Here is a 13,058-nt window from a genome sequence, read left to right on the forward strand (position 1 = left end):
GCGTCCACGGCACCTGCTCCGAGAACCTCTTGCAGGATGTCGAGGATACTTCCCTTCATCTCGGTCAGGGTTTCCGCCGACAGATTGCTGGTGCCGGGGATCGGCGCCAGCTTCACGCGGGTCAGCAGCAGGTCCCGGATACGCGGAAGCTGCTCTTCGAGCTTGCCGACAGCCGCCGCATCCACGGCCTGAACCTGGAGCGTCAGATCCAGCCGGCCGACCACGCGGCTGTCCTCGAGCGTCAGCGGCAGCGTCAGGTTGGGTATCGGGACGTTGAGCGATACGGCGCCTTCCTTCTTCTCCGCCCCACCTTCGGAAGCTTGGGCCGGAGCGAAGGCGAACAGCAGAAGCGCGGATAGGCAGGCAACCCGGAATATCGCGTATGGACGGAACAAGGCGTCACCGGTGGTCTTGAGGAAAGGGCGTATGCGCTATCCATACACGCGATCTCCCCTACCCACAACGAACCAGCACTAAATGGGTATGCGTCGAAACTGACCGCTCAGGCGGACAGCTTGCCCGGAACGACCCACCAGCCCGGTTGAGCCGACGCGATCTTCGCCGCCGCCGCGCGGGCGGCCGCCTCGTCGCCGAAAAGGGCGAAGCAGGTCGCCCCGCTGCCCGACAGGCGGGCGAGCAGGCAGCCCGGCGCCGATGACAGCGCCTCCAGGACAGTGCCGATCTCGGGGACCAGCGACAAGGCGGGAGCCGTCAGGTCGTTGTGGCGGCTGGCCAGCAAGCTGGCGAAACCGGCGGCATCCGCCGGCGCCGCATCGCCGGACAGACGCGCGGCAGTCGAGAACGGCCCGCTGCGTGCCTTGAATACAGCCGGTGTTGAAAGCGGAATGCCGGGATTGACGAGCACCACGGCACAGGGCGGCAAAGGCGGCGCCGGATCGACGATATCGCCGATTCCGCCGAAATATGCGGACCTGCCGGTCAGGCAGACCGGGACGTCGGCCCCAAGGCGGGCCGCCAGCGGGCCGAGCGAGGGATGGTCGGCGCCAAGCCCCCACAGCCTTGCCAGCGCCCGCAGGGTCGCGGCGGCGTCCGCCGAACCGCCGCCGATGCCGGACGCCACCGGCAGCCGCTTGATCAGCGTGATCGCGACGGCAGGGTCGGAGCGCCCGACGCTCTCCGCCAGCAGGCGGGCTGCACGGGTCACCAGATTGCCGGAGGCCGGCTCCGACGCGAGGGACGAGGCGAAGGGGCCGTCGATGGTCAGCGACAGGCGGTCGGCCGGACGGACGTCGATCGTGTCCCCGACATCGGCGAAGGCGACAAGGCTGTCCAACTCGTGATACCCATCGGGACGCCGCCCAAGCACGTGCAGATACAGGTTCAGCTTCGCCGGCGCGTCCTCCGTGATGACGCCGGCAGTGCCGCCGGCGCCTGGAGCGCTGGAAACGGTCATCTGGGCGCCGCCTGACTGGCTGCGGTCCGGTTCCTGGGCAGGCCGTTGGCCAGCTTGGCGTCGATCGCCGCCTTCAACTCGCTTTCCTCCGCGTGGAGAAGCGCCCGGCGCCACTGGAAGCGGGCTTCCGCTTCGCGGCCGACTTGCCAATAGGCATCGCCGAGATGGTCGTTGATGGTCGGGTCGAGCGGCTTCAGCTCGACCGCGCGTTCCAGGTTGGCGACTGCGCCGGGAAAGTCCTCCAGCCGGTACAGAGCCCAGCCCAGGCTGTCGATGATGTAGCCATCGGTCGGCTTCAATTCCACCGCGCGCTGGATCATCGCCTTGCCGCGCTCCAGGTTGATGCCGCGGTCGATCCAGGAATATCCCAGATAATTGAGCAGGAAAGCCTGGTCGGGGCTCAACTCGTTGGCGCGCATCAGGTCGCGCTCGGCGTCTTCCCAACGCTTGAGCTTGTCGTAGGTCATGGCGCGCGCATACAGGATTATCCAGTGGCGCGGCTGAAGCGTGCCGATGCGCGTCAGGGCATCGCTGTAGGCGGCTATCGCCTGTTCGTAGCGCTCGGCGCTCCGGTGGACGTCACCCAGTTCGACCAGGGCATCGGAGCGGTCGGGGCGCTCGGCCGCCATCGCGACGAGCAGGTTCACCGCATCCTCCCCGCGCTTCATCCGCTCCAGCACGGCGGCGCTGCGCAGGCGGGCGGTCCAGCGCAGGGCCTCGTCCCCCTTCACGTCGCCGTACTGCGCCAGCGCGTCGTCATGCAGGCCGCGCTGTTCCAGGATGTCGCCCAGCATCATGCGGGCCAGCGGCAGATCGCCGCGCAGATGAAGCGCGATACGCCCGTACATCAGCGCCATGTCGCCCGCTCCCTCCTGGTTGAGGGCGCTGGCTATGTCGAACAGGGCCTCGGCCATGCCGTCGCGCGGACTGGCGACGATCGGCGCCGGTTTCTCGCCCCGGTTCAGCCGGTCCATCTCGGGCTTGAGCAGAAGCGTATCCGGATTGCTGTCGCGGAAGCTCTCGTAGAAGGCCTTGGCCTCCTCCGTCTTGCCGGAGCGCTCGAAGAAGCTGCCGACCGCCTGGACGATGCGCAGGGGCGCTCCGGCCCCCAGCGACTTGAGAAACCAGCTTTCGGCGGCCACCGGATCGCCGGAATACTCGGCGATCAGGCCGGCGTGGAAATGATGGAGGATGGAGAAGCCCTGGGCCTTCTCCAGGGGTGCAAGGGCAGCCTGGGCGCCGGCGGTGTCTCCCTTGGCGACGGCGATCCAGGCGCGCATCATCGGTTCGACCAAGCGGCCAAGGCCGTCTTCGGAACTGGCCTCCAGCCGCCGGCCGGCCTCCTCGAAACGGCCGCCGTTGACGTCGTCGGCCGCCAGCAGCAGCCGCGCCAGATGGTTGCCCGGCTCCACCGCCGATACCTGACGGGCGATCTCCACCGCCTCGGCCATCTTGCCGTCACCCAGGCGGAGCAGATAGATCCGGCGCAGCAGGCCGGTATTCTGCGGATCGCTGGCGAAGGCGCGTCCCATGAACTCCGCCGCCGCCGGCCAATCGTCGGTCTGCTGGGCGTGGCGGCCGGCGAGATAGCTGCCGGTCGCGGTGACCTGTTCATCCAGCGTGACCGCGGACATCGGGCGGTCGGGAGTGAGGGCCACTGCCACTCCGGCGGTTCCCATGGCGCCGCCGACAAGCCCGGCCACGAAACTGCGCTTCAGAACGATGACGAGGTTTTTCATGACGTACCCATCCTGCCCCGGCTGAGCCGGTCAGCCGTTCTTGCGGAAGCGCAGCCTAGCGGTCAACTCCTTAAACCATCAATAACCACGTTGCCCCCGGCCCTCACCGTTTCCGCCTGGACCGCGACGCGAGGCGCCGGCTCGAAGGCATGGCGAAACTCCGCCAGCGTCGCCCCGGCGAAGAGCGCGCTGCCGCGTTCGAAAAGCGCCTCCAGATCGTCGTACAGCCGCTCCACCGATCTGGCATCGGGAAAGGTCGGACTGCCGGCAGGCATGAATTCCGACGAGTGCAGCATGAACTCGACATGGCATGCACCGGCGGCGGCCGCCTCCTCCACCTGCGTCACCATCGCGGCGCCGTTGAAGCCGTTGGGCCGAAGCCACTGGTTGCGGAGCATCCGGCTCAGGACGTTGCGCGGCAGCCTGGAGCGCGACAGAAGGGCCTGCACGACCGGACGAAGCACCGGATTGCAGCGCTTGGAAACCGTCATCGGCACTTCCAGCAGAGAGGAGTTGCCCGGACGACCGATATCGTCGGGGTCGATGAAATAAGGCTCGGTCGGGAAGTTGCGGTAGTCGCTGCCGCCGGATGCTACCGGATTGCCCAAGGTGCCGCGCCAATCGACATACGGCGTGACCGAACAATCCGTCAGATAGCCGTACTCGATCAGGGTACGGGCGTACTGTTCGTTCATCGCCCAGCGGCCGGCGCGGTGGCTGGTGATCGGGACGGCGAAGACGTCCTGCAACAGCTTGGTCATGAAATCGACCTTGGCGCGGAGCGCCTCCGCCGGATACTCGATCAGGAAAGGCTTGTACCTGATGTCGTCGGGCGTCAGCGCCGCGATGGGGGGAGAGTTCCAGGCATGAAGATGCATGCCGATCTCGCCCTGGCCGCGCGCCAAAACATCCCGGCCGAATTCGACGAACGCTGGTGAAACCGCCATCTCATAGTTGACGAGATATGTCGGCTTCAGGTCGAAGCGCTCACAAAGCTCCTGAAAGCGGGGGAGGTACAGTGCATTTCGCGTCGTTATCTCACGTGGCCCGTTCCAAATGTCGTCTCCTTCGGTATCAATGGTGACGATGAATTTACCCAACGACTTTCCCCTGGGAGAAAAACCGACATTCCGAGAACCGTCGCCCCACGTGACCATCCTCATCTGATCGCAACTATACTTCCTTTCGCAGGCTCAATAATGTCCCTGTCATATTTTTACATAAAGCGGCAACGGGTACATACCAGAGAGGTCGCAACAGGCAAATCGCTTACCCCGATTGACGTGTACGTTCGCTATTCCCGATGTGCGCGGCAGCACATGCCCGCCCCTATCAAGTGGTAGAAACTGCCGGCCTACAGGGTCGGACGGGTATCGCCGCCGGGAGACTACGCTGGAACCGGACGATCAAGGCATCGCCTGATAGAGGTATGATGCCACTCAAAGGTGACGCCGCCACCTCCTCGGGGACTTGGAACCGCAATCGCAGGCATACCGCAGAACCGGCGGCCGTCAAGCTTGACCTTTCTGGAACGTCAGGTGATGGGCCGCACGGGTGGAGCCCGGCTGGACGAACCGTCGATCCGGAAGGTCCGACGTCCTGGCGCCGATTACCAGGTACGGATCGGCCCCACATCCATGTGGACGAAGTCGCTCTGGGGATAATACCCGACGCCGCCGGCCCGCAGCCGCAAGGCCGCGCGATGGATCATGCGGGTGTCCATTCCGGGCGCCCGGATGTCGATCGCCATTCCGCGCATGTGGAAGCTGTTGCGGGCGACGCCGCTTCCGACCTCCCGGAGGAATTCATTGGATTCGGGAGAGCGATAGCCCGAGATGACGTGAAGCGGAACCTTGGTTCCGATCCGCGCCTGGAGTGCGTGAACGGTGTCCAGCAAGTCGGGATCGATGGGGTATACGGTGTCGGTCCTATGGTCTCGCAGCAGTTTGTTGATCGCCCGCAATGCATCTCGCTGATATCGTCCGCGCGACCAGTATTCCGCGGTCAGCCGTTCGCTCGTGTGGGTGTTGAGAAGCGAGATCTGCCGGGGAGGTGCGATCCTGTTGGCAGCCTCGGCCTCGCGAGGTGTAAGTAGAGCGCCTGCCGCCGCCGTGACCGCCGCGGTCGCAACCGCCGCAGCGCCGGATCTCAAAAATGAACGCCGACCCATTCCAGGCGCATGAAAGGTCTTTTCGCGTTCATTCTGCATCTGGCTCCCCCAGCGACGAAGTACCCGCATTCCCAATATGACCCGTAGGCAATTCGAAAATGTCGCCCTGCCGGATCAATCCCGGTCCGAGCATTGCCGGGGCAGGTTAAGCAAAGGTTTACATACACGGGAGAAGGCACTGAAGTCGCTGGGTTCCTGATCGGCCGGGAGTGACATTTTTGGGCATCGGAGCTGGTCAGCCCGCCCCCCGCCCTCTGGAGTCCCTCAGCCGTCGATCTGCGCCACCGCCTGCTGGCCCGGCAACCGCTTGGCAAGGGCGGTAACGAAGGCGGTGTCGCGGCCGTAGATATCCTCCAGGAAATGGATCTTGCCGGCATCGTCGAAGTAGACCGTCTGGTACGTCAAATGGACCGGGACCGATTGCCGCAGCCATACCGTTTTCGTCTCTCCGGCATCGAGCACCTGGGTTCTGCGCTCCACCGGCCAGTCGTCCATGCCCTCCATCAGGAAGGCGGTGAGAGCAGCCGGATCGCCGACCCGCACGCATCCGGACGACAGGCTGCGCTCGACCTGGGCGAACTTGTCCCGGGCCGGCGTATCGTGCAAGTACACGTCGAAATCATTGGGGAACATGTACTTGATCCGCCCCAGGGAATTCTTGGGGCCGGGGTCCTGACGCATGCGGTACCGGGTAATCCTCGCCCCCACTTCACGCCAGTTCACCGAGCGCGAATCGATCTGGCGGGCGCCGGCCGCCCAGCTTTCGAACAGCTTGATGTCGTGTTCCTTGAGATATGCCGGGTTGCGCAGCAGTTTGGGCAGAATGTCGTTGCGCGCGACGGTCGGCGGGATCGTCCAGGTCGGGTTGAAGACCAGATGGGAGATGCGATGGCTGAACACGGGCGTCGGCCGCTCGACCGAGCCGACGATGACCGGCATGCGGAGTGCTACCTGCCCCTTGTCCAGCGCCCTCAGCGAATAGCCGGGGATGTTCACGATGACGTGCCGCTCGCCAAGGTCGTCCGGCAGCCAGCGCCAGCGCTCCATGTTGGCGACGATCTGGTTGACCCGCTCGGCGGCCGGGACATTGAGCGCCGCGCGCGTCGACTCCCCCACCACGCCGTCGGGCGTCTGGCCGTTGTAGGACTGGAACCGCTTGACCGCCGTCTGAAGGGCCGCGTCGTAGACCGGCGATGCCATGTCCTTGGCATTGCCGGTGTAATCGCCCGTTGCCGCAAGCCGCCGCCGCAGGGCCGGCACGCTCGCGTCCTGCATTCCCGGCTTCAGGACGGGTCCCTGCCCGGCTGCCGGCCAGCCGCCGCCGGATGCCAGGGCGCGGTACCGGCGGAGAGCGTCGCGGAGTGCCGCATACTGGGGATGCGGCGGGGTGAAGCCGGCAAGGAAGGCTGCAAGATTGGTCTCGTCCCGTGCCCGCTTGGCGATCTCGACCGCATCGACCGGGGGCGGCACCGCGGCCAGTTCGGGCGCGATCGAGCGCGGAGCCAGACGGCCGGCACGGAGGTCGGACGCATATTCCATGACCGCATCGGCGATCAGCAGGTCCAGTTCAGCCTGCACGGCCACATCGGCCGACCCCATCCGCCGCTCGATGGCGTCGGCGTGATAATGCAGCGGGTTGAGCCCTTCCTGGTCGGAAGCCCTCAGCAGGGCGACCAGACCGTCGGCGGCGGCGACGGGACCGGACGCGCCGGTCCAGACCGGATCGAACCCGCGTTCCGCATAGAAACGCCTTAGCGCATCCAGGTTGCGCAGGCGCTGTCCCTCGATCGTGAGCGCGCCGTTCCGGCTCAGCCGGCGGGCGATCGCGACATCGGTTTCCGTCTCCGGCGAGAGCACCGGTGCATAGGCCGGATCCTCCTGCGCCAGAGCGGGCACGACGCCCGACGGGCCGCCGGCGAGTGCCGCGACGATCAACAGATTGCGGAACAGGCTTCTCATTGGGGACCCACCACCATGCTTTCGGATCGATCATACACCTAAATGAAGTGGTAGTAGAGTTTGTTCCAAAATTGTCTCGGACTGTGGCCGCAAGGACGCTTCTTACCGCACCCGCGCACGAATCGATAAATGCAATACCGGTTTAATCTTCCGTAAGGAATGCGCTGCATCATGGATTTGGAGCAATAGTCGCCACCCGCTTGTCCTCCCGGCACAGATGCTCCCCGACGGAAGACAATGACGCCTGAACTTCTACAGGACGTGTTGGACAAGCATTCTCGCTGGGTCAGAGGGCTCGCGGGCGGAGCTTGCGCCAACCTGTCCCTCGCCAATCTCGAAGGGCTGGACCTTGCGAAGGTCGATCTCCGCTGGGCCAGGCTCGCCGGCGCCAAAATGGCCCGTGCCCATCTTGCGGGCGCCAGGCTGGCCGGCGCCGACCTCTTCTGCGTCGATCTTCGGAATTGCGACCTGAGGCATGCCGACCTGTCCGGGTGCGACCTGCGGGGTGCGCGGCTCCATTCCGCGGATTGTACGGGTGCGCATCTGCGCGGCGCCGACCTGAGGGAAGGCACCCTGATCGCCCCGCTCGACGGCAGGCCGCCGAACCTCGCGACGATGCCCCGGACACCCAGGCTCAACGTCATCCCGATGCCGCGCCATCCGGGACCAGGACAGGACGGCCCCCCTCCGGCGGAACCGCCTCCACCCAGCGACCGGCGAATGCCCGCCGGTGTCTGCTCCCGCACCGACCTGACTTCGGCCGGCTTGCGCTGCGCCGACCTGACCGAGGCGGATCTGACCGGCTGCAATCTCCAGAACGCCGATCTGTGCCATGCGGTCCTGACCAATACGAACCTGTCGGATTGCCGCCTGTGCGGCGCGGACCTGACGGGAGCCGACCTCGTCGGCACGCGATTCCACAATGCCGACCTCGTCGGCACGAGACTGTCGGGCTGCGACTTCAGCCGCGCCGACCTGACCGGCGCACATTTCACGAAGATGCTGGACACGCTCGGACTGGAGCTTCAGCGCGTCATCAACAATCATGAGCGCTGGATCGAAAGCGGCGGCGGGCGCGGCGCCAGGGCGGACCTCGACGGCGCCGACCTCAACCGGGTCGACTTGCGCAACGTCAACCTGAGCGGCGCCACCTTGCGCGGTGCCTCGCTGGTCAAGGCCCTGCTGGCGGGAACCAAGCTGATCATGGCCGACATGTCCGGCGCCGACCTGGAAGGCGCCATCCTGAGCGGTGCCGATCTCTCCGGCGCCGATCTCAGCTATGCCAAGCTGATCAACGCCGACCTGCACGATGCCCTGCTCTGCCCGGCCCAGATCCTCGACGCCAACGGCAAACCGACGGGACGGATCTGGGCGACCACCCTGCTCGGCGCCGATCTTCGCCACGCCCATCTTGCCGGCACCCAGCTGGCTTCGGCCAACCTCAGCGAAGCCAACCTGGAATTCGCCGACCTGGACGGCGCCGACCTGACCGGCGCCCGTCTGCCCGCGCGGCTCTACCAGCGCTGAGGTCGCCGGAGCCGGGATCCTACAGGCGCGACATTGTGCCGGTTGCACCCGTATTCAGTTTCGCTCCAAATGCGGATCTCGATCAGGTCGAAGCCTCCAGATCCGCGTGTCATTCATATTGGCGTATATTTACTGGGTTCGGCGAGCCGTGGCCGCGATCGGGGCGCTGCTGGCGATCTCCGGCGCTTCGCATGCCGACCCGACCTTCAGCGATTTCGGCGGCGCCGGTCTGCTCCAGGTGCCGACCGCCCGAATGTTCGATGCCGATACGCTGGCGGCGGGTTTCACCTGGACGCCTCTGTACCGCCACGCGTTCCTGACCTTCCAGGCCTTGCCGGATGTCGAAGTCACCGTTCGGCAGAGCGGCGATGCCTATGCGGGATCCGAAGGAACGGAGTTTGCCGGCGGTGTCGACCTGAAACTCCGCCTCCTGCGCGAAGGACCGCATTGGCCTGAAATCTCGGCCGGTGTCCGGGGCCTGTTCGACAGCCGGGGGCTGGGAAGCCGATACTTGCTGATGAGCCGGCGCTGGTACGGCACGGACTGGACGCTGGGAGCCGGATGGGGCCGGTTTTCCCAGGGCGGCTTTCTGGGCCACGACGTTTCCCCGATCGGTGGGGTGGAGGTCCACATGCCGGACGGCGGCCTCCTGGATGGCGTTTCCTTCAAGCTGGAATATACCGGCGACCGGTTCCGTGCCGAACGGTCGCGCTTTGCCGACCTTCCGGCGCCGTTCCCGGTCAATGTCGGTGTGGTCTGGCGTCCCCTGCCCTGGATCGAGGCCGGAGCGGGGATCGAACAGGGGCATGCCGCAATGGTCCGGGCAGCGGTAAAGCTCGATGCCGGCCAACTCGACAGCGGATCGCCGGTAAAATCGCCGCCGTCGAAGATCGGACCGCGGCCGTCGCGCGGCACTGCCCGCGATGCCGAACGCCGGATAGAGACCGCACTGCGCGCGGCGGGGATGCCGGTTCAAGCCGTCCGGATAGAGGACGCCCAGGCGACCGTCTGGCTCGACAGCGTACCCCCGGGTCCTCCAGCCCGGACTGCGGGCCGAGTATCAAGGATCATGGCGGCGCGCACTCCCGCCAAGGTCGAACGCCTGACGGTCGTGCTTGGGCCTGCGGAGCTGGCCGGTACTGCGGTATCGTTCCTCCGCGCCGATCTGGAGCGGGCGGACCGCCATGCCGGGTCCCCGGCGGAGATCTGGCGGACCGCGGAACTGGAGCCGGCCGCATCGGCCGGCGGCGCTCCCGGTCCCGCTGCCGACAGGTGGCAAGGCAGGATCACGCCCCGGCTGGAACAGTCTCTCAACGGAAGAAACGGCTTCCATGCCTACCGGACGACGCTCGACTTCGCGACTTTCAGTACCGGACCGAGCGGACTGGTAAGCGGCACCGGCCTGCGGTTCAATCTGTCCGATAATCTGGAAGGCCGCCTTGGGGCTCCCGATCCCCGCCTGCCGGTGGTCCGCAGCGATGTCGGCCGCTACGCCGCCGTCCCCGCCACGCTGGACCATCTTTACATGGGATGGCTGTGGAACCCGCTCACCGATTGGCATACCCGGCTGTCCGCAGGTCAGATGGACGAGATGTTCAGCGGTGTGGAGGGAGAGGTTCTATACCGTCCCTTCGGAGCCCGCTGGGCCGCCGGCGCCGACGGCGACCTCGTGACGAAACGGGTGCCCGGCAACCTGCTCTATGTCGAGCCGGGATTGTACGCCACCCTGCACGGCAGCCTCCGGTACGAAAGCAGCGACGGGCTGATCCAGGGCACGCTCCGCGCCGGGCGTTACCTGGCCGGGGACCTGGGCTCCACCATCGAACTGGCACGGCTGTTCGACGGTGGCGTCCGGATCGGTGCCTACGCTACGCTGACCAATGCCGGCGGACGAAACCTCGACCATGGCATATCCGTCCGGATTCCGATCGGACCGCTGCCGGTGGTCGGCCGCGCCCTGGCCCCGGAGATCGCAACGCGCAGCCTGGGGCGGGACGCCGGCCAGAGAGTCGACCAGCCTCTGCAACTATACGACATCACGGGAGCCGCCGGCGTCGGCCGGGTAATGGGAAGCTGGAACCGTCTGCTGGAATGAACCCCGGCGGCTGCCGCCCGGTCCCGGAACCGCTGAAGCCTTACTGTTGAACGGTCACGGCACCCGTAGCGGGATCGACCAGGATATTCATCCAGACACCTTCGACGGTGCGGACTTCGGCGGCATAGTTCGCGCCGATCTTGCGGAAGTTCCGCATCTCGGCAAAGCCCATGCCGCCGAACCGGTTGAGCAGGCTGGTCTGCACAAGCTCCATGTCCCGCTGGTCTTTGCCCTTGCGGTCGGAGATATCGGGCTGTCCCTGTTCGACACTGAGTTGCGTGCCGCTTGACGCACCCGCGAGCGGTGCCATCGGAGTCTGCGTCTGCACCGCCGTCGATCCCGGCTGCATCTGGCGGTTGGGCGACGTCACGCTACTCGACGCTCCCGTCCCGCTCGTTTGAGCGAAAGCCAAAGACGACGTGGCGGCGACGGCAAGAGCCAGTACCGGGGCGAAGGTGAACACAGCGATTTTCTTCATGATGGAATCCTCTTCCGACATCGTCGGCCCTCTTTGGTGAGGGCCATTCCTTCCGGTCTTTCTCGACCGGCCGCATGGTCCGAACGCTGCCTGATGGTATTTTGGCATGTTTCGGTGTTGAATCCAGGACCGGGCGAGCATTGTCACACCGGCCGGTCCTTGTCCGTGACGGTTGTCACCAGGAAATTCAAGGCCGGCAGGAAACCGGTCCTCCGCAAGGTTCCACCTGAAGCATGGACCGCGTAACCTCAATCGTCGGAAGTCAACGGGCCGATCGGCTTACCGGGACCTCCATACTGAATACTTAACCTGTTAATACTTTCTTTACAAATTGGGATTCGACCACGTTAACCATGATAAGATGGCACTGTCGCCAAAGTCCCGGTCAAGACCGGCAAAGTTTCCGCAATTTCAGCGAGCGTATCCGGGAACACTGAAGCACTGGCGGCGTTTAATCCGCCGTATGGGCAGGATCTCCCTGTCCGGGCGGACATTGAGGAGCCCCCAGCAATGAACACCAGCGACCGCGCCGATCTTCATCGGATGGCGACCCAGATCGCCCTGTCATACGCGCACTGCCACAACGAGACGTTCGACGCTTTTCCGGCGCTGTTCCAGACCGCATATCATGGCCTTCTATCCTGTACCCAGCCGATGGGGCAGGAGCAGGCACGCCCGGTCAAGAAGGCTGGGGCGCCGCCGCGTCCCGTCTCTCGTCCCAAGCCTCTCTCCCAAGGCAAGCCGAAGCCGGCCGCCGCCGCCTCGGCGAAGCCACCGACGGTTGCCGCCGCCCCGCAGCGCAAGGGCGCTTCCGGTGCCGGACGTGGTTGGACGACGTGGACGGGCAGTACGAACAAGCCCGGCCGTCCACCCAAGAGTGGAGCGGGTCCAAAAAACGGGGTTGGCCGTCCGCGGTGAAATTAAGGATTAACAAGGGAACGTAGAAGCGTTTTGCAGTGTTGAACCAGCACTAACTTCGATGTTTGCTGAATTGCTATCCGGCAACATGGGTGATTGCTTCGCCGGGAAGCGATTTGCCTTCGATGTAGCACGGACGATGGGGTCTGACGGGCGCCACAACCCCATTGTGTTTATGACAGGTCGGCGCTGGGCCTGGGCGAAATGGGGTCTGGGCCTTCTGTTCTATCCCAAAGCCTCTCGATGTTAGCCTCGCACCTGCAAGGCGGCGTCCCTCCAAGGGGACGCCGCCTTCTTTCTTTGCGTCATCGCGCTTTCTTTGTGGCTGTGGACTGACACCTGCCGACGCCGCATAGTATCGGCTGCACAATTTGAGGTGTGCCGGTCCGGTCCTTTGTCGCCGGCCGGAAAATTCATCGACCAGTCAGGTGATTATGAGCGACACACAGCCGAACCAGGCCCTGGAACGGGTCGACTGCGTGGTGATCGGGGCCGGCGTGATCGGACTTGCGGTCGCCCGCCAATTGGCGGCGGCGGGCCGCGACGTGATCCTGCTGGAATCGACCGACTGTATCGGCAGCGGCACCAGTTCGCGCAACAGCGAAGTCATCCACGCCGGCATCTACTATCCCAAGGGCAGCCTGAAGGCCCGGATGTGCGTCCAGGGCCGCGACCTGCTCTACCGGTATTGCGCCGAACGGGGTGTGCCGCACAAGCGCTGCGGCAAGCTGCTGGTCGCGACCGACGAGAGCCAGTTG

The 13,058-nt window shown here is 65.4% G+C and carries 11 protein-coding genes; 4 read left to right on the plus strand and 7 right to left on the minus strand.

Annotated elements, in window-relative coordinates:
- The 6 genes from AC5JJ6_RS21245 to AC5JJ6_RS21270 all read right to left on the minus strand — a co-directional run.
- A partial coding sequence (locus AC5JJ6_RS21245; RefSeq protein WP_496043970.1) for a hypothetical protein occupies nt 1–395 on the minus strand: 395 nt, incomplete at its 3' end.
- Between the two features lie 107 nt (nt 396–502).
- Nucleotides 503–1,414 (minus strand): 4-(cytidine 5'-diphospho)-2-C-methyl-D-erythritol kinase, encoded by a 912-nt coding sequence (locus AC5JJ6_RS21250; protein ID WP_496043971.1) that lies wholly within the window; start codon nt 1,412–1,414, stop codon nt 503–505.
- On the minus strand, nt 1,411–3,153 hold the full coding sequence (locus AC5JJ6_RS21255; RefSeq protein WP_496043972.1) for a tetratricopeptide repeat protein: 1,743 nt from the start codon (nt 3,151–3,153) through the stop codon (nt 1,411–1,413). The genes AC5JJ6_RS21250 and AC5JJ6_RS21255 overlap by 4 nt, the downstream gene beginning before the upstream one ends.
- 62 nt (nt 3,154–3,215) lie before the next feature.
- Nucleotides 3,216–4,253, minus strand: coding sequence for a polysaccharide deacetylase family protein (locus tag AC5JJ6_RS21260; RefSeq protein WP_496043973.1), 1,038 nt, complete (start codon nt 4,251–4,253; stop codon nt 3,216–3,218).
- 509 nt (nt 4,254–4,762) lie between these two features.
- Nucleotides 4,763–5,305 carry a peptidoglycan L,D-endopeptidase MepK gene (mepK, locus tag AC5JJ6_RS21265; protein WP_496043974.1) on the minus strand — a complete coding sequence of 181 codons (543 nt, stop codon included), beginning with the start codon at nt 5,303–5,305 and terminating at the stop codon, nt 4,763–4,765.
- Between the two features lie 282 nt (nt 5,306–5,587).
- The gene (locus AC5JJ6_RS21270) at nt 5,588–7,282 is read right to left on the minus strand and encodes a L,D-transpeptidase family protein (RefSeq protein ID WP_496043975.1); all 1,695 of its coding nucleotides are present in this window, start codon (nt 7,280–7,282) and stop codon (nt 5,588–5,590) included.
- 261 nt (nt 7,283–7,543) lie between these two features.
- On the opposite strand from AC5JJ6_RS21270, the gene AC5JJ6_RS21275 reads away from it, so the two are divergent.
- Entirely contained in the window at nt 7,544–8,809 is a 1,266-nt protein-coding gene (locus AC5JJ6_RS21275) for a pentapeptide repeat-containing protein (protein ID WP_496043980.1), read from the plus strand.
- 148 nt (nt 8,810–8,957) lie between these two features.
- Nucleotides 8,958–10,904, plus strand: a complete 1,947-nt coding sequence (locus AC5JJ6_RS21280) for a YjbH domain-containing protein (RefSeq protein ID WP_496043976.1) — start codon at nt 8,958–8,960, stop codon at nt 10,902–10,904.
- A 40-nt stretch (nt 10,905–10,944) separates the two neighbouring features.
- Here AC5JJ6_RS21280 and AC5JJ6_RS21285 read toward each other — a convergent pair whose 3' ends face one another.
- On the minus strand, nt 10,945–11,382 hold the full coding sequence (locus AC5JJ6_RS21285) for a hypothetical protein (RefSeq protein WP_496043977.1): 438 nt from the start codon (nt 11,380–11,382) through the stop codon (nt 10,945–10,947).
- A gap of 510 nt (nt 11,383–11,892) precedes the next feature.
- On the opposite strand from AC5JJ6_RS21285, the gene AC5JJ6_RS21290 reads away from it, so the two are divergent.
- Nucleotides 11,893–12,300 (plus strand): hypothetical protein, encoded by a 408-nt coding sequence (locus tag AC5JJ6_RS21290; protein WP_496043978.1) that lies wholly within the window; start codon nt 11,893–11,895, stop codon nt 12,298–12,300.
- A gap of 434 nt (nt 12,301–12,734) precedes the next feature.
- A partial coding sequence (locus AC5JJ6_RS21295) for an NAD(P)/FAD-dependent oxidoreductase (protein WP_496043979.1) occupies nt 12,735–13,058 on the plus strand: 324 nt, incomplete at its 3' end.

Source organism: Skermanella sp. (assembly GCF_059503625.1).